The sequence below is a fragment of the Serratia sp. TMDUHS_CL genome, assembly GCF_037137105.1.
GTDB lineage: Bacteria > Pseudomonadota > Gammaproteobacteria > Enterobacterales > Enterobacteriaceae > Serratia > Serratia nevei.
Genome location: NZ_JBBBDV010000003.1, coordinates 261,250 through 281,361 on the forward strand (window position 1 = coordinate 261,250; position 20,112 = coordinate 281,361).

General features: G+C 59.6%; 17 protein-coding genes. 5 read left to right on the top strand and 12 right to left on the bottom strand.

Annotated elements, in window-relative coordinates; all coding sequences use genetic code 11:
* Positions 1 to 21: 21 nt before the first annotated feature.
* Together rplY and WCL58_RS08355 are read right to left on the bottom strand one after the other, a co-directional pair.
* Entirely contained in the window at positions 22 to 306 is a 285-nt protein-coding gene (rplY, locus tag WCL58_RS08350) for a 50S ribosomal protein L25 (RefSeq protein WP_019453645.1), read from the bottom strand.
* Between the two features lie 162 nt (positions 307 to 468).
* Complete coding sequence (locus tag WCL58_RS08355; RefSeq protein ID WP_060420168.1) at positions 469 to 2,226, bottom strand: DEAD/DEAH box helicase; 1,758 nt, start codon at positions 2,224 to 2,226, stop codon at positions 469 to 471.
* A gap of 318 nt (positions 2,227 to 2,544) precedes the next feature.
* Between WCL58_RS08355 and rsuA the strand changes: the two genes are divergently transcribed.
* The 3 genes from rsuA (at position 2,545) to WCL58_RS08370 (ending at position 5,435) form a co-directional block, all read left to right on the top strand.
* Positions 2,545 to 3,258 carry a 16S rRNA pseudouridine(516) synthase RsuA gene (gene rsuA / locus WCL58_RS08360; protein ID WP_060420171.1) on the top strand — a complete coding sequence of 238 codons (714 nt, stop codon included), beginning with the start codon at positions 2,545 to 2,547 and terminating at the stop codon, positions 3,256 to 3,258.
* A gap of 41 nt (positions 3,259 to 3,299) precedes the next feature.
* On the top strand, positions 3,300 to 4,496 hold the full coding sequence (locus WCL58_RS08365) for a Bcr/CflA family multidrug efflux MFS transporter (RefSeq protein WP_047730236.1): 1,197 nt from the start codon (positions 3,300 to 3,302) through the stop codon (positions 4,494 to 4,496).
* Between the two features lie 594 nt (positions 4,497 to 5,090).
* On the top strand, positions 5,091 to 5,435 hold the full coding sequence (locus WCL58_RS08370; protein WP_047730237.1) for a YejG family protein: 345 nt from the start codon (positions 5,091 to 5,093) through the stop codon (positions 5,433 to 5,435).
* 9 nt (positions 5,436 to 5,444) lie between these two features.
* On the opposite strand, the gene yejF is transcribed toward WCL58_RS08370, so the two are convergent.
* The 8 genes from yejF to WCL58_RS08410 all read right to left on the bottom strand — a co-directional run bounded on the left by yejF (position 5,445) and on the right by WCL58_RS08410 (position 15,828).
* Entirely contained in the window at positions 5,445 to 7,055 is a 1,611-nt protein-coding gene (gene yejF, locus WCL58_RS08375; protein ID WP_336850865.1) for a microcin C ABC transporter ATP-binding protein YejF, read from the bottom strand.
* 1 nt (position 7,056) lies between these two features.
* A complete protein-coding gene (locus tag WCL58_RS08380; protein WP_060420176.1) occupies positions 7,057 to 8,082 on the bottom strand; it encodes an ABC transporter permease in 1,026 nt (341 codons plus the stop codon).
* Positions 8,079 to 9,170 carry a microcin C ABC transporter permease YejB gene (locus WCL58_RS08385; protein ID WP_336850867.1) on the bottom strand — a complete coding sequence of 364 codons (1,092 nt, stop codon included), beginning with the start codon at positions 9,168 to 9,170 and terminating at the stop codon, positions 8,079 to 8,081. The genes WCL58_RS08380 and WCL58_RS08385 overlap by 4 nt, the downstream gene beginning before the upstream one ends.
* 9 nt (positions 9,171 to 9,179) lie before the next feature.
* Positions 9,180 to 10,988 carry an extracellular solute-binding protein gene (locus WCL58_RS08390; protein WP_336850869.1) on the bottom strand — a complete coding sequence of 603 codons (1,809 nt, stop codon included), beginning with the start codon at positions 10,986 to 10,988 and terminating at the stop codon, positions 9,180 to 9,182.
* A gap of 93 nt (positions 10,989 to 11,081) precedes the next feature.
* Positions 11,082 to 12,665 (bottom strand): cyclic di-GMP phosphodiesterase, encoded by a 1,584-nt coding sequence (locus tag WCL58_RS08395; protein WP_336850870.1) that lies wholly within the window; start codon positions 12,663 to 12,665, stop codon positions 11,082 to 11,084.
* Between the two features lie 413 nt (positions 12,666 to 13,078).
* Positions 13,079 to 13,654, bottom strand: coding sequence for a bifunctional murein DD-endopeptidase/murein LD-carboxypeptidase (gene mepS / locus WCL58_RS08400; protein ID WP_038876300.1), 576 nt, complete (start codon positions 13,652 to 13,654; stop codon positions 13,079 to 13,081).
* A 410-nt stretch (positions 13,655 to 14,064) separates the two neighbouring features.
* On the bottom strand, positions 14,065 to 14,775 hold the full coding sequence (locus WCL58_RS08405; protein ID WP_038876299.1) for a phosphatase PAP2 family protein: 711 nt from the start codon (positions 14,773 to 14,775) through the stop codon (positions 14,065 to 14,067).
* A gap of 78 nt (positions 14,776 to 14,853) precedes the next feature.
* Positions 14,854 to 15,828, bottom strand: a complete 975-nt coding sequence (locus WCL58_RS08410) for a CobW family GTP-binding protein (protein WP_060420186.1) — start codon at positions 15,826 to 15,828, stop codon at positions 14,854 to 14,856.
* A gap of 318 nt (positions 15,829 to 16,146) precedes the next feature.
* Between WCL58_RS08410 and WCL58_RS08415 the strand changes: the two genes are divergently transcribed.
* Positions 16,147 to 16,455 (top strand): type 1 fimbrial protein, encoded by a 309-nt coding sequence (locus WCL58_RS08415; protein ID WP_060420188.1) that lies wholly within the window; start codon positions 16,147 to 16,149, stop codon positions 16,453 to 16,455.
* Between the two features lie 62 nt (positions 16,456 to 16,517).
* On the opposite strand, the gene WCL58_RS08420 is transcribed toward WCL58_RS08415, so the two are convergent.
* Positions 16,518 to 17,990, bottom strand: coding sequence for a mannitol dehydrogenase family protein (locus WCL58_RS08420; protein WP_336850871.1), 1,473 nt, complete (start codon positions 17,988 to 17,990; stop codon positions 16,518 to 16,520).
* 293 nt (positions 17,991 to 18,283) lie between these two features.
* On the opposite strand from WCL58_RS08420, the gene uxuA reads away from it, so the two are divergent.
* Positions 18,284 to 19,474, top strand: a complete 1,191-nt coding sequence (uxuA, locus tag WCL58_RS08425; RefSeq protein WP_100396392.1) for a mannonate dehydratase — start codon at positions 18,284 to 18,286, stop codon at positions 19,472 to 19,474.
* Between the two features lie 43 nt (positions 19,475 to 19,517).
* Here uxuA and yeiP read toward each other — a convergent pair whose 3' ends face one another.
* Positions 19,518 to 20,090 (bottom strand): elongation factor P-like protein YeiP, encoded by a 573-nt coding sequence (gene yeiP / locus WCL58_RS08430; protein ID WP_004935725.1) that lies wholly within the window; start codon positions 20,088 to 20,090, stop codon positions 19,518 to 19,520.
* Between the last annotated feature and the right edge of the window lie 22 nt (positions 20,091 to 20,112).

Sequence of the window (20,112 nt, forward strand, 5' to 3'; positions counted from 1 at the left end):
AAAGGTTCGAAAACGTAGCGATTAAACGCGAACGAAGTCGATGTGAGCCAGTTTTGGCTTGAACGGGTGACGCTGTACAGCCTGAACCTTAACTTTGGTTTCTTTACCGTCGATAACCAGAGTTACTGCTTCGCTGTAGAATTCTGGTTTAGCTTCCATGTTCTTAACAGAATCATGGTCCAATTCGATGGAAACTGCAGCTTCTTTGCCACCGTAAACGATAGCTGGGAATTTGTTTGCTGCACGCAGGCGGCGGCTCGCACCTTTACCCTGGTCTTTACGTACTTCTACATTGATAGTGAACATTGTTTTTTCTCTTAAAAGAAAATTTACCCTGCTACAGGCGACCCAAGTAGCAAGTTCGGAAACCCGCTTTAACGCTGGGCAGGCCCAGGTAAAGCGCGCGGCATTTTAACGGAAAGCCGCCCGCAGGGCAACGAAAACCTGCCCAGGTTGGGGACAGTTCGCTCAGGCCAATTGATTGGCGCGGCGGAAACGGCCTTGATAATCGAACACTTTCTCGCGCACCTGCCAAAACTGCCCGCGTTTGCGCGCCACCACGAAATCCGGATGGCGCAGCGCCTGCTGTTGCGCCAGCACGTCGGCGGCGGTGTGCCAGGCGAACGGCACGCCCGGCGCGCGCTGATGCGGGCGCAGGAACAGCATCTCGAACGCTTTGCGCTGCGCCGGCGTCTGCAGACGGAAGCGCTCGCTGGTGCTGGTGCCGTCCTCGTCGTAATAGGTGGCCTTCAGCCATTCGCCCTTGTCGTCGCGGCCGCTTTGCAGTTCCATGCCGCCGCAGCGCAGCACCAGCGCATCTTTCAGCTTCAGCGCCGCTTTCAGCATGTCGTCGGGATCGACCAGCACTTCCTGGCACTGATGGCAGCGGCGCGCGGCGATGTCGTTCTCCGCGCCGCAGTGCGGGCAGCTCTTGAATCGGAAGCGGTAATCGCACTGCTCGCGGTGGCCGTCGTCGTCCTCCAGCCAGCCCTGACAGCGGCGGCCGTAGTGCTCGATGATGTCGCCGTTTTCGGTGCACTTGCCCCAGAACAGGTTGGCGAAGCCGCAGGCCGGGCAGAACACCTGCACCGGTTGGCTGTCACCGTGCGGCTTGCTGACGCCGACCTCCGGCGTGAACAGGTCGTGCGGGTTGCCGGCGTAGTCGAGGATCAGGCAATCCTCCTTGCCGGGCGCCAGCCGCAGCCCGCGGCCGACGATCTGCTGATACAGGCTGACGGACTCGGTCGGGCGCAGGATCGCGATCAGATCGACGTGCGGCGCGTCGAAGCCGGTGGTCAATACCGCGACGTTGACCAGATAGCGCAGCCGCTGCTGTTTGAACGCCTCGATCAGCGCATCGCGCTCGGCGGGCGGTGTTTCGGCGCTGACCAGCGCGGCCTCGCCGGTTGGCAGCAGGCCGTGGATCTCGCGGGCGTGCTCGACGGTGGCGGCGAAGATCATCACCCCTTTGCGATCTTCGGCGTACTCCACAATCTGGCTGATGATATGCGGCGTGACGCGGTTTTGCCGCTTCAGCTCGCGGTTCAGATCCGCTTCGCTGAACAGGCCGTTGCTTCTGGCCTCCAGCCGGCTGAAATCGTACTGCACGATCGGCATGTCCAGCCGCTCAGGCGGTACCAGGAAGCCGTTCTTAATCATATAGCGCAGCGGCAGCTCGTAGATGCAGTCGCGAAACAGGCTGGCGCCGTCGCCGCGGGTGAAGCCGTGGTAGTGATACTGGTAAATCCAGCCCTTGCCCAGACGATAGGGCGTGGCGGTCAACCCCAGCAGCCGCAACTGCGGGTTGGTTTTCTGCAAATGCTGGATGATTTGCTGGTACTGGCTGTCGTCGTCATCGCTGATGCGGTGGCATTCATCGACGATCAGCAGCGAAAAGGCGCCGTCGAACAGCGGCAGGTTGCGCGCCACCGACTGCACGCTGCCGAACACCACCTTGCCGGCGCTCTCTTTCTGCTGCAGGCCGGCGGCGAAGATGTCCGCTTCCAGGCCGTAGGCGCAGTATTTGGCGTGGTTTTGCGCCACCAGTTCCTTGACGTGCGCCAACACCAGCACCCGCCCGCGGGCGCGCTTCGCCAGCTCGGCGATCACCAGGCTTTTGCCGGCGCCGGTCGGCAGCACGATCAGCGCCGGTTCGGGATGCCGCCGGAAATGATTGATGGTGGCTTCGACCGCTTCCAGTTGGTAGGGGCGTAGGGTAAAGGCCATAAATGAACGCCGTGGGTTGGGATGGGCCGTCGGGAAGCGGCTTTGTCACCGCTGCTCCCACAGAAACCGTGACATTCTACTCCCCGGACAGCCGAAAAATTTCTATTATTATGCCTTCTGCGCGCGCGCGGTGCGAGGAGCGTGAAAATTACCTCTGTCGGGCAACGCGTTGTGCCGCTATACTCGTGTGACAGCAATCGCTGTTCCCCCACGCGATTCCCCCCCTGAACCTGCCATTTGCACCCGGTGCAACGGCGGGCGTCATATTTTGGCAATACGATCAATGCGATCATAACAACGACAGGCAAAGCAGATCCCATGCGATTGGACAAGTTTTTATCTCAGCAGTTAGGCATCAGCCGTGCGCTGGTGGCGCGCGAACTTCGGGCTAAACGCGTCACCGTGGACGGTGAGGTAGTGAAGAGCGGGGCGATCAAACTGACCCCGGAGCAAGAAGTGGCGTTCGACGGTAATCCGCTGCAGCAGCAGAACGGCCCGCGCTATTTCATGCTCAATAAACCGCAGGGCTACGTCTGCTCCACCGACGATCCCGATCATCCTACGGTGCTGTATTTTCTCGATGAACCGGTCGCGTACAAGCTGCACGCCGCCGGACGGCTGGATATCGACACCACCGGGCTGGTGTTGATGACCGACGACGGGCAGTGGTCGCACCGCGTCACGTCGCCGCGCCACCACTGCGAGAAAACCTATCTGGTGACGCTGGAGCACCCGTTGGCGGAAGACACCGCGCAGCGTTTCGCCGAAGGGGTGCAACTGCACAACGAGAAAGACCTGACGCGCCCGGCGACGCTGGAGCAGGTTGACGAGCGCGTAGTGCGCCTGACCCTCAGCGAAGGGCGCTACCACCAGGTGAAGCGGATGTTCGCTGCCGTCGGCAACCGGGTGATCGAGTTGCACCGTGAGCGCATCGGCGCCATCGTGCTGGATGACGATCTGGCGCCGGGCGAATACCGCCCACTGACCGAAGAAGAGATCGCCAGCGTGGGCGCGCCGCACCTGCAGGACTGAAAACCGATCATCGATTGCGGCCGATTAAGGAGTCGTGGAACGTGCAACAGAACCGAACCTCTCATCTCGGTTTGATTTTCATTTTGGGCCTGTTGTCCATGTTGATGCCGTTGGCCATCGACATGTACCTGCCCAGTATGCCGGTGATCGCCGCCCAGTTTGGCGTCGAGTCCGGCAGCGTGCAGATGACCCTCAGCGCCTATATGCTCGGCTTTGCCTTCGGGCAACTGTTCTATGGGCCGATGTCGGACAGCCTCGGCCGCAAGCCGGTGATCCTGTGGGGAACGCTGATCTTCGCCATCGCCGGCTGCGCCTGCGCCATGGCGCAATCGATCGATCAGCTGATCGGGCTGCGTTTCCTGCACGGCCTGGCGGCGGCGGCCGCCAGCGTGGTGATCAATGCCCTGATGCGCGATATGTTCACCAAGGATGAGTTCTCGCGCATGATGTCGTTCGTCATTCTGGTGATGACCATCGCGCCGCTGCTGGCGCCGATGATCGGCGGTGCGCTGTTGCTGTGGTTCAGCTGGCACGCCATCTTTTGGACCATGGGCGCCGCGGCGTTGATCGGTTCACTGCTGGTGGCCCTGTTCATCAAGGAGACGCTGCCGAAAGAGCGCCGACAACGGTTCCACCTGCGCACCACGCTGGGCAACTTCGGTTCGCTGTTCCGCCATAAGCGGGTGCTGAGCTACATGCTCGCCAGCGCCTTCTCGTTTGCGGGCATGTTCTCGTTCCTCAGCGCCGGGCCGTTCGTCTACATCGAACTGAACCACGTTTCGCCGCAGCATTTCGGCTACTATTTTGCGCTGAACATCGTCTTCCTGTTCCTGACGACGCTGATCAACAGCCGCAACGTGCGGCGGTTCGGCGCGGTCAAGATGTTCAAGCTGGGGTTGTTGGTACAGTTGGCGATGGGGCTGTGGCTGGTGGCGGTGAGCGCCGTCGGCCTGGGCTTCTGGGCGCTGGTGATCGGCGTTGCGGTCTATCTGGGGTGCATCGCGATGATCTCCTCCAACGCCATGGCGGTGATCCTGGATGACTTCCCGCATATGGCGGGCACCGCGTCTTCGCTGGCCGGCACGTTGCGCTTCAGCATCGGCGCGCTGGTGGGGGCGGTCCTGTCGATGGCGCCGGGTAAAAGCGCGTGGCCCATGGTTACCTCAATGGCGCTGTGTAGCATCGTGGCGGTGCTGTTTTATCTTTACGCCAGCCGGCCACGCGATCGCGCGGCCTGACGTTCTCCCAATGCGGGGCGTGTCGCCCCGCATCGTCATAGGGTTGCGCCCTGCCATTTCAGGGTGCAACTGGCAATTGAAATTTTGTTGCTAAATATACGCAAGCTAATCAATTGGCCATTTTCCCCTCTGTGTGTTTTTTGTTAAAAAATTCCGCCGCCGCACCACCCCATATTCCCCGGGAGGCGCGGCGTTCTGCCGGCTGAGCGCGGCGGGGGGTTTGTATTAGGTTTTATGTAAATCAAAACATTAGCAGGGAAGGCTGCGCTAACGTGGTGGGGAAAATGTTTCTTCATTGTAAAAATATGGCGACGGAAAAGTAGTCGCATTGCAAGAAAAAAGAGTTGAGATCGCTGCGGGAAAGGGTTACATATAACGCAAAAATGCGAGCTGAGTCGCAAAATGCCGTGAAATAACACCGCACGGCGCGCCAAAAAATGGCACGGCATCGGCAAGCACGGGGTCTGGTTAAGGGCTAGCGGCAAAATTTACATTTAAATAACATTTGTGCGCGGCAGAGTCGGGAGTCAGCGGCTATAACTTAGTAACCCTGTCAGGTAAAAGTGTTTCACCTTTTCAATCTAGGGATTTCATGTGGAGAATATCCAACTTTCGGTAGTGCATCGCTTGCCGCAAAGTTATCGTTGGCTATCCGGTTTCACCGGCGTGAAGGTAGAACCGATTCCGTTTAACGGAATAGACGAAGATAACAACCTGATAGGGCTGAAGTTACTCAGCCATGAAGGGGCCGAGGCCTGGCAGGTAATGCAACAGCTCAATCTGTCGCTGCAGGAGATTCAGGTCGACTGCGCGATCGTCGAATGGGAAGGGGAGCCTTGCCTGTTCGTGCAGCGCAGCGACGAGAGCGCCACCATGTGCCGCCTGAAAAACGTCGGCGCCGCGATCGCCGAACCGCTCAGCGCGCAATACCCCTTCTAGAATTCGCCGCTAATCCGCCAACTGCAGCAGTTGACGGGTATAGTCGGCGGCGGGCGCCGCGAAAATCGCCCGGCAGTCTCCCTGTTCAACCACTTCTCCCTGTCGCAACACGATGACCTGGTGGCATAGCGAACGCACCACCTGCAGGTCATGACTGATGAACAGATAAGCCAGTCGGTGGCGTTGCTGCAGCGATTTCAGCAGCGTCAGGATCTGCGCCTGCACCGATTTATCCAGCGAAGAGGTCGGCTCGTCGAGGATCAGCAGCTGCGGCTGCAGGATCAGCGCGCGCGCGATGGCAATACGCTGGCGCTGCCCGCCGGAAAACTCGGTAGGATAGCGATGGCGCAGCTGCGGATCCAGGCCGACTTCCTGCAACACCTCGATCACGCGCTGTTCCCGCTGCTCTGTGCTAAGCCGCTGGTGCACTTCCAGCCCTTCGGCGATGATTTGCTGCACGTTCAGGCGCGGGTTCAGGGCGGAGTAGGGATCCTGGAAGACGATTTGCATCCGGCTGCGGTAGGGCAGCATCTGCTTCATCGTGAGCGGGTGCAGCGGTTCGCCGTCGAACCAGATGGCGCCCTGCGAGGCCAACAGGCGCAGCAGCGCCAGCCCGGTGGTGCTTTTACCCGAGCCGGATTCCCCCACCAGCCCCACGCTTTCCCCGGCGCGCAGCTCGAAACTCAATGATTTCAATGCATAGTGATAATCCACCGTGCGGCGCAGCAGGCCGCGGCGAATGGGGAAGCGTACCTGTAGATTTTCCACCTTGAGCAGCGGCCGCTCGTCGTCGGGGCGCCCGTTGGCCGCGGCAGGCAGCGGCAGCGGTTCACCGACGTCCTCGGCGGCCAGCAGCTGCTGCGTGTAAGGATGCTGCGGCCGGCTGAACAGCTGCGCACGGCCGTTTTGCTCCACGCTGCGGCCCTGGCGCATCACCGCCACGTTGTCCGCCAGGCGGCGCACGATATTCAGGTTATGGGTGATGAACAACAGCCCCATGCCCATCTCCTGCTTCAGCTCTTGCAGCAGCGTCAGGATCTGCGCCTGGATAGTGACGTCGAGCGCGGTGGTGGGCTCGTCGGCGATCAGCAGTTTCGGGCGAGTCAGCACCGCCATGGCGATCATCACCCGCTGGCGTTCACCGCCGGACAGCTGATGCGGGTAATCCTGCAGCCGGCTTTTGGCCTGACGGATGCCGACGCGCTCCAGGCATTCGACGATCTCTGCGCGCGCGGCTTCGCGCCGCAGGCCGCGGTGCAGCATCAGCACTTCCGCGAGCTGTTTTTCGATGGTGTGCAGCGGGTTAAGCGACACCATCGGTTCCTGAAAGATCATCGCGATCTGATTGCCTCGCACCTTGCGCAGCGCCGCTTCCGGCGCATGCAGCAACGAGTCGCCGTTGAACAGGATATCACCGGCAGGGTAAACCACCGGCGGCGCGGGCAGCAGGCGCAGTATCGACAGGGCGGTGACGCTTTTGCCGGAGCCGGATTCCCCCACCAGCGCCAGCGTTTCCGCCGGCGCGATTTGCAGCGAGAGTTCGTTGACCACCGGCGTGACGGTGTCGCCCTGGCGAAAGGCGATGCTGAGATCCTGAATAGCGAGCAAAGGAGTGGCCATATCAATGCGCCTTGCTGGGGTCAAAGGCGTCGCGTACCGCTTCGCCGATAAAGATTAATAACGACAGCAGCACCGCCAAGACCAGGAAGGCGGTGATGCCGAGCCACGGCGCCTGCAGATTGTTTTTGCCCTGCAGCAGCAATTCGCCGAGCGACGGCGAGCCTATCGGCAGACCGAAACCGAGGAAATCGAGCGACGTCAGGGTGGTGATCGAGCCGCACAGGATAAACGGCAGGAAGGTCAGCGTCGCCACCATGGCGTTGGGCAGCATATGGCGGGACATGATCACCCGATCCGGTACGCCCATGGCGCGCGCGGCGCGGATGTAGTCAAAATTGCGCGTGCGCAGGAATTCGGCGCGCACTACCCCCACCAGGCTCATCCAGCCGAACAGGATGGTGATGCCGAGCAGCCACCAGAAATTGGGCTGGACGATGCTCGACAGCAGAATGATCAGAAACAGCGTCGGCATGCCCGACCACACTTCGATAAAGCGCTGCCCCCACAGATCGAAACGCCCGCCGTAATACCCCTGGGTCGCGCCGACGCACACGCCGATCAGGCTGGAAAACAGCGTCAACGCCAGGCCGAACAGCATCGAGATGCGAAAACCGTACAGAACACGAGCGAGCACGTCGCCGCCGTTGCTGTCGGTGCCCAGCAGGTTGTGGCGCGAAGGCGGCGAGGGGAAGGGCACCTCGGTGGCGAAGTTGATGGTGTCGTAGCTGAAGCGGATCGGCGCCCAAACCGCCCAGCCGTGCCGTTCGATCTGCCGCTGTACGAACGGATCCTGATAGTCGGCTTCGGTGTTCAGCTCGCCGCCGAAGGCGGTTTCGCTGTAGTTAATCATAAACGGCAGGTACAACCGGCCTTCATAACGCACCAACAGCGGTTTGTCATTGGCGATCAGATCGGCGGCCAGGCTCAGGGTGAATAGCACCAAGAAGATCCACAGCGACCAGTAGCCGCGGCGGTTGCGGCGAAAACGCGCCCAGCGCGCCTGGTTGATCGGGCTAAGGCGGCTCATTGGCGGGCCTCGAAGTCAATGCGCGGATCGACCAGGGTGTAGGTGATATCGCTGAGGATATTCAACAGCAGGCCGATCAGGGTGAAGATATACAGCGTGCCGAACATCACCGGGTAGTCGCGCTGCAGCGTGGCGTCGTAGCCCAGCAGCCCCAGGCCGTTGAGCGAGAACATCACCTCAATCAGCAGCGAGCCGGTGAAGAACATGCTGATAAAGGTGGCCGGAAAACCGGCGATCACCAGCAGCATGGCGTTGCGGAACACGTGGCGGTAGAGGATTTTTTTCTCATCCAGCCCTTTGGCGCGGGCGGTGGTGACGTACTGCTTGCGGATCTCGTCGAGGAACGAGTTCTTGGTCAGCATGGTCAGGGTGGCGAAGCCGCCGATCACCGTCGCCAGCACCGGCAGGGTGATGTGCCACAGGTAGTCGGCGATCTTTGCCAGCCACGAGAGGGTGTCGAAGTTGCTGGACACCAGGCCGCGCAGCGGGAACCAGTCGAGGTAGCTGCCGCCGGCGAACAGCACGATCATCAGGATGGCGAACAGGAAAGCCGGAATGGCGTAGCCGATGATGATCAGCGTGCTGCTCCAGGTATCGAAGGCGCTGCCGTTGTGGACGGCCTTGCGGATGCCGAGCGGGATCGACACCAGGTAAATGATCAGCGTGCTCCAAAGGCCCAGCGTGATGGAGACCGGCAGGCTCTGGCCGATCAGCTGCATCACCGAAGCGCCGCGAAACAGGCTGTCGCCGAAGTCGAAGCGCATATAGTTCCACAGCATGGTGAAGTAGCGTTCGTGCAGCGGTTTGTCGAAGCCGTAACGTTGGGTGATCTCGGCGATCACCTCCGGATCCAGGCCGCGCGAACCGCGGTATTGGCCGTCGCCAGCCGCGATGCCCGCCCGGGCATGACCCAGGCCTTCACCTGCGCCGCCGCTGCCAAAACCGCTGCCGTGCCCCAGCTCAATGGCGGCGATGGCTTGATCGACCGGACCGCCGGGCGCAATTTGCACGATAAAAAAGTTGATGGTGATGATCGCCCACAGCGTGGGGATCACCAATAACAGTCTGCGTATCAGATAGGCCGCCATTCCGACTCCTTATTGCCGTTGAGCCGGTAAACGCGCCGCCTTGTTGACGTCGTACCACCAGTTATCGAAGCCGATCGCATAGGCCGGGCGGATCGGCGGCGTGGAGAACTTGTCCCAATAGGCGTAGCGATCGTGGTTGGAGTACCACATCGGCAGCATGTAGTTGTTCCAGGTCAGCACCCGGTCCAGCGCGCGGCCGAGCGGCAGCAGGGCTTTTTCGTCGCCCTGATGGGCGGCGATTTGCCTGACCAGGCTGTCGACCGCCGGATCTTTGACGCCGGCCGTGTTGTAGCTGGAATCGATGTACTGCGAATCCCACAGGATTTGCAGATCGGCGCTGGGGAACGGCATCGCCATGTACACCGTCGACATCATGTCGAAATCGCGCTCGCGCATGCGACGGGTGTACTGCGAGGCATCAACCTCGCGAATTTGCATCTCGATGCCCAGCCGCTGCAGGTTGTGGCGGAAGGGTAATACGTACTGGAAGTTGCTGCCGCTCAGCAGCATCAGTTCGAAGGTGAACGGCTGACCGGTTTTGGCGTTGACCAGCTTTTGATTTTTGACCACCCAACCGGCTTCTTTCAGTAGTTGAGTCGCTTTCAGCAGATTTTGCCGATCGTTGCCGCTGCCGTCGGAGGAGGGCGGCTGGTAGATGCTGGTAAACACCTCCGGCGGTATCTGGCCTTTGAGCGGTGCCAGCAAGGCCAGTTCGGCGGCGTCCGGGTAGCTACGGGCGGCGTAGGCGGTGTTTTGGAAATAGCTGTCGGCGCGCTGATAAGCGTTGTAATACAGCGCCTTGTTCATCCAGTTGAAGTCGAAAGCCAGGCCAATCGCTTCCCGTACCCGGCGATCGGCAAACAGCGGTTTTTGCAGGTTGAACGCCAGCCAGCGGGTATTCTGCGCCGCCTGGTTGGTCTCGTCCTGCTTGATGATGTAGTTGCGCGCGAAGTTGCCGCCCTGGTACTGGGTGGCCCAGCTTTTGGGCGACGGCCCGATGCGGAAATCGTAAGCCCCGGCCTTGAAGGCTTCCAGCGCCACTTTATCGTCCAGGTAATAATCGTAGCGAATGCTGTCGAAGTTATAGCGGCCGCGATTCACCGGCAGGTTGGCGGCCCAGTAGTCGCGCACTCGCTGGTAGGTGATGTACTGGCCGAGGCGGTAATCGCCGATTTTATACGGGCCGCTGGCGAGCGGCGGGGTGCTGAGCGGTTCGTTGAGCTTATGGTTTTTCCAGAAGCTTTCCGGCAATACGCGCAGGCTGAGCAGGCTGAGGATTTGCTCACGGTTGGCTTTAGGCAGCTCGATGCGCACCGTCAGCCGGGAAATGGCCTTGACCGTGACGCCTTTGTAATAGGAGCGAAACTGCGGCACGCCTTCGGTCATGAATTTATTGAAGGTGAAGGCCACGTCGGCGGCGGTGATCGGGCTGCCGTCTTGGAAGCGGGCGCGCGCGTTGATATCCAACTCCATCCAGCGCATGTCGGCCGGGAAACGGGCCGATTCGGCAATCAGCGGATAATAGCTGCCGGGTTCGTCGTCGGAGTTGGTGAACAGCGTATCGTACAGCTCCATCGTGCGTTCACCGGGTACGCCACGGGTGGCGAAGCGGTTGAAGTTGTCGTAGGTGCCGATGGCCGCCAGCCGTACGTCGCCGCCCTTGGGCGCCGCCGGGTTGACGTAGTCGAAATGGCTGAAGTCGGTGGCGTATTTCGGTTCACCGAGAAGGGCGAAAGCGTAGCTTTCGTTGAGGGCTTCGGCCTGCAGACCGAAGCTCAGTGCCGAGAGCACCAGAGCAGCGAAAATGCGCACGGACATCGGACGGTAAGCTCCTGCTGTGGAATAAAGTACAACCTGCGCCCAGCATAACATTCTTCGGGTGGGCGCAGGGTAAAGATGCTTAAAGATTAACTATTTTTTTGCCTGATAATCAAAGACCTGATGAGCATTGCAGTAGGCGACGAAGTTGTCGATGCTCAGCGGCATGCTGAAGTAGTATCCCTGCATGAAGTTGACGCCGTGTTCTTGCAGGAACTGCATCTGCTCGGCGGTTTCCACGCCTTCGGCCACCGTCAGCATTTTCAGCTTTTTCGCCAGCGAGATCACCGCATCCAGCACCGGCGCGGTGACCGTGTCCTGGCCAATGGTGTTGACGAAGCCACGGTCGATCTTCAGGTAATCCATGGTGAAGCGCTCAAGATAGATCAACGCGCTGTGCCCCGTGCCAAAATCGTCTACCGCGATCTCGATGCCCTGTTTGTGCAGCCAGTCAAACTCCGCCAGCGCGCTCTCTTCTTCCACCATGCCGCGCTCGGTGATTTCAAACACCAGCGTAAAGTAATCACCCGGCAGCTGCGCCAACAGTTCATACACGTCCTGGTGGAAGGACGGTGCGCTAAGGTGGGCGGGGGAGATGTTGAGGCCGACTTTACCTCCCCGTGGCAGCGCTTTGGCGAGCTGCGGCGCATCTTCGGCGATCAGCCTGAATAGCTGGCGGGTAAGCGGCACGATCAGCCCGTTGCTTTCGGCGTAGGGGATAAAGACATCGGGCGGGATGCGGCCCTCGATCGGATGCTGCCAGCGAATCAGCGCTTCCAGCCCGCCGATGCTGTTGCTGTCGGTGTGGAACACCGGCTGGTATTCGATAAAGAACTCGTTGCGCTTGATGCCGCGCAGCAGCGCGCGCTCCGGGCTTTGCCGCAGCAGCAGCATGTAGTAGCAGAGTACGCCGATCATCAATGACAGCACCAGGCTGCCCAACAGCGTCAGGCGAATGTCGTTGGGCGTCAGCTTCTCGTTGTAGAACATGATGGTCAACGGCAGATTGGGCAGCGTTAGGTTATCCGCCTTGCCTTTCGGCAGCTGATCGACCGGCATCAGGTTCGGGCTGAAAGTGGTCAGCGCGCGATTGCCCATCACGATGGCGATGCCCGGCGCCTGTTCGTCGTGCGAGGTGAACAGCAGATAGGGCATCAGATCGATGTCCAGCGTAGCGAGGATGCCGGTGGCCTGCTCGCCGGGATGCCGCAGCCAAACCGCAACCGCCGGCTTATTTGGCACGATCGGCGTGCCCTGCTGCAGCTTGAGATCCAAAGGCAGATCCCAGTCGATGTCCTGATAGAGGTTTTTCATCGGCAGCATCATGTCGCCAGTGGCGGAGGAGCAATAGGCGTAGCCGTCTTTCACCAGCAGGAAGGTGCGCACGCCGCTGGTAAAGGCCGCCTGGTAGGTAATGTCCGACTGGCTGGAGAGGCAAGGCTTGTCCAACAGCGGCATCATTTGCTGCATCACGGCCGTCAGATGCGAGATATAACCCAGCGTGAACTTTTGCGTACGCGCTTCGACTTTATGTTGATATTGCGTGCGCTGGTGGTTGATCAAAGAAAGCGTGACCGCGGTGAATAGCGTAAAAAATACCAGAGCGGCGACGCCGCTTTTAGCCAGGCTGCGCTGTCGGTGAGAGACGCTGCGGGCGAAAGCCCTTTTCAAGCCCATAACCGAGTCCTCTGCAACAGGGCGTCAGGGGTGTCGCACAGCCAGTTAATGGATTGTACCAACGGCTTTTTTTTCATTTTTGCCTTTTTATCCCGTACCAACCGGCGGCGCCGTTTAAATACGCGGCGTCGCCGACAGAAATATAATGCGCCTATTCTAAGCGGAAACGTTTTAAATAACGCCGGGGCGCCGTTGCCGTCATCTGACGATAATAGGCGAGTTTTTCCTCGACGGCGCGATTTCCTGCCAACAGTTTATCAAAATAATGGTGTGCGGCGGCGTTAAGCGGGGAGAGGTGACGATAAGCCAGGGACCAAGCGCGAGGGGAACCTGTTCAACCGCCAAAAAAAACGCCGCCCGTAGGCGGCGCTTATCGCTCGTTTGGTATTCAGAATCTTCAAGGCGATGCGCCGTCAGCCGCTGGTCAGCACCCGGCGCGCTTCTCGATAACGTTTGTCCCAATAGTTATCGGTCAGCTTGGAAATCATGACACCACTGCTGGTGGAGGCGTGAACGAATTGATCGTTGCCTAAATAGATACCGACATGGCGCCCGGTAGAGCCGGCGCGGAACAGCACCAAATCGCCGGCGCGCAGCTTGGTGCGCTGGATTTTCTTGCCGAGATCTTCCTGTTCATAGGTAGAGCGCGGTAAATCCATGCCGAACTGTTCGCGGAAGGTACGCTGCACAAACGCCGAGCAATCGATGCCGCGCTTGGTGTCACCGCCTAAGCGGTAGCGAACGCCTTTCCAGTCCGCGTACTGATCCATAATCTTTGACTTGACGTCAACGTTGCGGACCATCGCTTCGAATTCATCCTGAGAGGCTTGCAGTAAAAGACCGTCTTTGTCATTAACTGCACGCATCTCAGTTTGTGCGTTATTCAAGTTCGAAGTGTGAGTCGAGCTGCACGCTGACAGCATAACCGCCGCGGCAATTGCAGGGACTACCCGCAAAAAATATCTCAGAAACGGTTGAGATTTGACCATTGTTGTTGTTTTCCCTTGAAGTCCTTAACGACGAAAGTCGCTACCTGAAAAATGCCAAACGGAACGAGCCTAGTCCGCACCTGTTGCATCGACAACCAGTTACCGTTGAAAACGTGCGAGAACGCACATTTTTATCGGATTCCATACTGATTCGACTTAAACCAGGCACAAACGCATCTGAGATTACCGGAACAAATAGGGGATTGCGAGCCTTTTTCCCGTCTTTTTTATATGAATTTGTGATGTAACATAATGTAAATCTTCATATAAAAAACGCCAATTGTCCGATGTATGAATCTGGCGTGAAATCAGGTTGCAAAAGCGTTAACGGGCGGCGGTGAAATTTTGCGCGCGGCGCGGGGGGAGAGCACGGGAGGCGTGGGCCTCCCGGCATGAGTCATAGACGCAAGTTATGGTTGGCCGGGGCGGTGCTTGCCGGGCAACAGGCGATTCAACCGATCGACAATCCAGTCGCTGCAAGGCGTCATCAGCACCCAGCTGGCGCCAACCAGCACCACGGACAGCGAACCGACGGCGATATCGGTAAACCAGTGGGCGCCAATCATCACGCGTGGCAATGAAAAGACCAGCGTAATCAGCAGGGCGACGGCGAAGGCACCGCGGCCGAAATAGCGCAGCATAAAGCAGGAAAAAATAATCAGCATCATGCCGTGGTCGCCGGGGAAGCTGTCGCCGGAAGCGTCCTTGGTCGGGATGCCGGTCAGCTCGCTGACGCGATGGATATTGTCGAAGGTCAGGGTAGGGCTCGGATGTTTCACCGGCAGCAGATGGCCAAGCTGATTCAGCACCACGGCGGTCAGCAGCATCACCACGCCGGTGATCACCAGGCGGCGGCGGCCGGCGGCGTCCTGCTTCAGGTAGAAGTACAGATACAGCAGACCCATGGCGAGCAGCGAAATGACATCAAACGCGCGGTTATTGGTGATGGCGACCAGATGCAAAAATGCCGGGTCGGTAGCCAGATGGCGGTTAAAGAAGAAAAAAATCGCCGAATCCAGGGTAAACCAGCCGCCGTGATTGGCCGGCAGGAACCAGGACAGAAACAGCGCAACGCCCAGTAAGTTAAAGAAGAGAATGAAGGGTAAATTGCGGCGTGTCATGACATAACCTGTTGAAAAAATGAAAACGAAACAAAACCCGGCCGCCCTGCGACAACCGAGGGGGCAACGGTACGGGGTTTAACTTAAACGAATCTTAAACAAGGCGGATTGCAGGGCGTTCCAGTCGGTATTTTCGCTGTGGATCAGTTCAATCCGGCTGTCGAGCGGCGCGAGCGGGCGGGTTTCGATGTTGAGATCCTGCCCCTGACGATTGATCAGCAATGTGCCTTCGGGAATGCGCACCACGCCTTTGGCGCGTTCGACCGGCGCGAGTCGTACCCACTCCATAAAGCCGACGGTGTCGAACTGGGTGTCGGCGTCAAAAATCCAGCCGCAGCTGGTGAAGCCTTGCCCCTCGTTCAGCGCTCGCCGCCAGCGGGCGTGCTCCGGCAATCGCAGCGCTGCCAGCCCCTGCGTTTTCGCCTGACCATGATGATGCTGCGCGTCCGGTAATTCTGCACGATTCGTGCGCGGGAGGGACAACAGCGCGACATCCGCTTGGCCTTGCGCGATGGCGTAGCAGGGCCGCTGCAGCGGATCTTGCGCCCTCCAGGCTTCCAGCGCCCGCCTGTCTTCCGGCTGATAGGTATCGCTTTTGCTGGCCAGAATAACATCGGCCGCGGCCAGCTGATCGCGGAAGTTTTCGTTGTCGCGGTAGCGGGGTTGGCTGAGCTGGCGGGCATCCAGCAGGCACAGCGTGGCCTGCAGATCGATCCAGCCGGCATAGCTCTCCTGGGTCAGCAGCGACAGGATTTGCTTCGGGTGTCCGAGCCCGGTCGGCTCAATCAGCAGCCGATCCGGTTTGGCCTGCTGCAGTAGCATATTCAAGCCCACCTGCATCGGCAGGCCGTTGACGCAGCACATGCAGCCGCCGGGGATCTCTTTGAGCACCGCGCCGCTGTCCGCCAGCAGCGCGCCGTCGATGCCTATTTCGCCGAATTCATTGACCAATACCGCCCAGCGTTCCTGTTCGGGCTTATGAGCCAGCAAATGGCGGATGGTGGTGGTTTTACCGCTGCCGAGAAAGCCGGTAATCAAATTGGTTTTGGTCATTAATAATTCCTGGCGTAAAAATTAACTTGCTTAATAAATGAGTTACGCTGCCTTGTCGGTGAAGCGGCCGCAATTTAATTTGTGCTCTATCTCGCAAATTTTGCACGTCACCCTGCGCTTTTCAACCGGCAAAAGCCACCTTTAAAAGCAAGAAAATTCTTAGATAAAACCCTGTATTAGATGCGGTTAACTTTTGTTAGTAGCTTGTTTTTACATTGTTAATGACGCGATTAACGATCAAATCCTGTCCCTTTCCTTGCGATTATTCCTAACAAGATCCTCTATGGTTAAATTGGCTTAACTAAAAATGAGGTTGCCATGAATACCTTTCGGTTATTTTTGATCGTAGGAATGTTGTTTTCATGGACGGCAGTGAGTCATGCAGGAGTGGCCGGCGGGGTAATTCGCTTCGTCGGTTCTATCGTTGAAAGTCCTTGCACGGTCAATATTGCAGATTCTAAGGCGAATACGCAATGTTACCGCAACGGCCAGCGTTATCAGGCCCAGCAAGCGTTGTCAGGTTTTGATGCTACACGCAAAGAACTTCCGCTAAATCTAGGCACAACCGAAATGAAGTGGGTAGACCAACAGAAAAAACTTGCTGTTATGACGGTCGTTTATCGTTAAGTCGTTCCGCCATGCCGGCGTAACGTTACGCCGGCATGGTTATTCTCGGCCCTGCAGGCTCCTCACCGCATCACCCACTCCTTCACCGTTTCACGCGCCCCGCGATCGCGCAGGGACAAATAGGCTTGCGTTACCGCTTCGGTAAACGCCGCATGCGCCGCCAGCGTTTCGCCGAACACTGATTTCAGCGCCAGCAACGCCGTTACGCGTCGCCGATCGTCCGTTGTGGCGGCGATCGTCTGTTGCAACACGTCTGCCAGCGGATCGCGAATGTCGATCGGCTGACCGGCGTCATCGACGCCGCCGACGTAACGCATCCAGCCCGCCACGCCCAGCGCCAGCCCGCTATAGTCACCGCCGTGCCGCAGATGCCAGCGCACCGCGTCCAGCAGGCGCTGCGGCAGCTTCTGCGAGCCGTCCATGGCGATCTGCCAGGTGAGGTGTTGCAGCGCCGGATTGTTGAAGCGCGCGATAAGCTGTGCGGCGTAGTCGGCCAGACTGATGCCGGCGACGCTCAGCGTCGGGGCCTGTTCGTCCAGCATCAACCGCAGGGCGGCGCGGCGGTAGTGCTCATCCGCCATGCACTCGTTGATATAGCGGTAGCCGCCCAGGTAACCGAGGTAAGCCAGGAATGAGTGGCTGCCGTTCAGCATGCGCAGCTTCATGTGTTCAAACGGCAGTACATCGCTGACCAGTTGGACGCCGGCCTGCTCCCACGCCGGGCGTCCGGCGATAAAGTTGTCTTCCACCACCCATTGGATGAAGGGCTCGCAGGCGATGGCGCATTCGTCGCGCACGCCGCCCAGCGCGGCGGCGATCTCATCCAGCGTGGCCGGCGTGGCGGCCGGCACGATGCGATCCACCATGGTGCAGGGGAAGGTGGCGGCGGTGGCGATCCAGTCGGCGAGTGCCGGATCCCGCGCCTGCGCCAGATCGAGCACCGCCCGGCGCAGCACGTGGCCGTTCTCCGGAATATTGTCGCAGGAGAGCAGGGAGAAGGCGGGCAGGCCGCGTTCGCGCCGCAGCCGCAGCGCTTCCACCAAAATGCCCGGCACGGTCTGCGGCTGATGCGGCCACGCCAGATCGGTGACGATCCCCGAATGCTGCCTATCCAGCCGCCCGCTGCCGGGCTCGATGCAATAGCCTTTTTCGGTGATGGTCATCGAAACGATCGCCACCTGCGGCTCGGCCAGCTTCTCCAGCACCGCGGCGATGCCTTCCAGCTTGCGATGCAGGCTCTCATGCACCGCACCGACCACGATGGCCTGATGGCCGTCCGCGCCTTTCTCCAGCACGCTGTACAGATGATCCTGTTGCCGCAGCGCCTCAAACAGCGGCACGCCGCCGGAAAGACTGATTTCGCAAATGCCCCAATCGCCGCCTTGGGCGTTCAGCACCCGATCGGTCAGCAGCGCCTGATGCGCGCGGTGGAACGCGCCGAAGCCAAGGTGCACGATGCGGCTGCGCAGGGCCCGGCGGTCATAGTCCGGCTGCCGGACGGCGCTCGGCAGCGGGGTGTTGGCGATCGTTTTCATCTCATCTCCAAAACGGGTAAGACAGCTGGCGGGCCACTTGCGCCAAGTTAGCAGACCAGTTTTCCGCCGCGCAGGCAGGGTGGCACCGGTGATAAAAAACTGCGACCAGTGTAAGGATGTCGGCCAGTTAAAGGAATTGGTCAGTCCAAAATAAGCCAGAATCGTGAAGTGGATCAACCAATGAGGGGTTCTGTTTTGACAGCGCAGGGCGAAAGAGTAAGTTAAAGATAACTGACATCTAAATTAAACTGGTATAACAGCATTGCGGTGCGAGACAGGCATAAGGACAAAACATGGAACAAACATGGCGTTGGTATGGCCCGAACGATCCGGTTTCTCTGGACGATGTGCGTCAGGCCGGGGCGACCGGGGTGGTGACGGCGCTGCATCATATCGCGAACGGTGAAGTCTGGCCGATCGACGAAATCCGCGCGCGGCAGGCGCTGTTGGCGGAAAAGGGGCTGGTGTGGTCGGTGGTGGAGAGCGTGCCGGTACATGAGGAGATCAAAACCCACAGCGGCGACTGGCGGCGGTATATCGCCAATTACCAGCAGTCGCTGCGCAACCTGGCGGCCTGCGGCATCGATACCGTCTGCTACAACTTCATGCCGATCCTCGACTGGACGCGCACCGATCTGGCCTATCCGCTGCCGGACGGTTCCAAAGCGTTGCGTTTCGATCAGATAGCCTTCGCCGCGTTCGAGCTGCATATCCTGCAGCGCGCCGGCGCCGAAGCCGACTATACGCCGCAGGAACGCAGCCAGGCGGCGGCCCGTTTCGCCGCCATGAGCGAGGAGGAGAAAGCCACGCTGACCGGCAACATCATCGCCGGGCTGCCGGGGGCGGAGGAGGGCTACACGCTGGATCAGTTCCGCCGCCGGTTGGCGGAATACGACGGCATCGACAAGGCGCGGCTGCGCGAAAACATGGCGGCCTTTCTGCGCGCCATCGTGCCGGTGGCGGAAGAGGCCGGCATCCGGCTGGCGGTGCACCCCGACGATCCGCCGCGGCCGATCCTCGGCCTGCCGCGCATCGTCTCCACGATTGAAGACATGCAGTGGCTGAAGCAGACCGTCGACAGCATTTATAACGGCTTCACCCTATGCACCGGTTCATACGGCGTGCGCGCCGATAACGATCTGGTGCGGATGATTGAGACCTTCGGCGATCGCATTCACTTTACCCACCTGCGCGCCACCTGCCGCGAGGAGAACCCGAAAAGCTTCCACGAAGGGGCGCACCTGCAGGGCGATGTGGACATGGTGGCGGTGATCGAAGCGATCCTGACCGAAGAGCTGCGTCGGCAACGGGCAGGCGATCGGCGGCCGATCCCGATGCGCCCCGATCATGGGCATCAGATGCTGGACGACTTGAAAAAGAAAACCAATCCGGGCTATTCGGCCATCGGGCGGTTGAAAGGGCTGGCGGAGCTGCGCGGCGTCGAGCTGGCGCTCAAGCGGCGCTTTTTCCCGGAATTGCCGTAGCGGAAAAGGGAACGGGGCCGAGACTCGGCCCCGCTGGCGTCGACTAGTCGGCGCGGCTCATGTAGCGGCGTTCGGCGATATGAATGCGAATCTTGTCGCCGGCGCTGAGGTATTCCGGCACGTGGATCACCAGGCCGGTCGCCATGGTGGCCGGTTTGTTGCGGGCGCTGGCGGAAGCGCCTTTGATGCCCGGCGCGGTCTCGACGATTTCCATATCCACGGTCTGCGGCAGCTCCAGCGCCAGCACCTGGCCGTCCAGCGTCAGCACCTGCATGCCCGGCAGACCGCCTTCCGGAATGAACAGCAGCTCGTCTTCGATCTGGTCTTTCTTGAAGATGTACGGCGTGTAGTCTTCGTCATCCATGAACACGTATTCTTCGCCGTCGATATAGGAGAAGTTCACCTTGCGGCGCGACAGGGAAATGGTGTCCAGGATATCGTCGCCCTTGAAGCGTTCTTCCACTTTCAGGCCGGTGCGCACGTCGGAGAAGCGCATTTTGTACAGGGTGCTGGCGCCGCGGGCGCTCGGGCTCTGCACGTCGATATCTTTTACCAGCAGCAATTTGCCGTTGTAGCTGATCGCCATGCCGCGCTTAATTTCGTTAGCTCTTGCCATTTCAATTCATCCGCAATGAAGA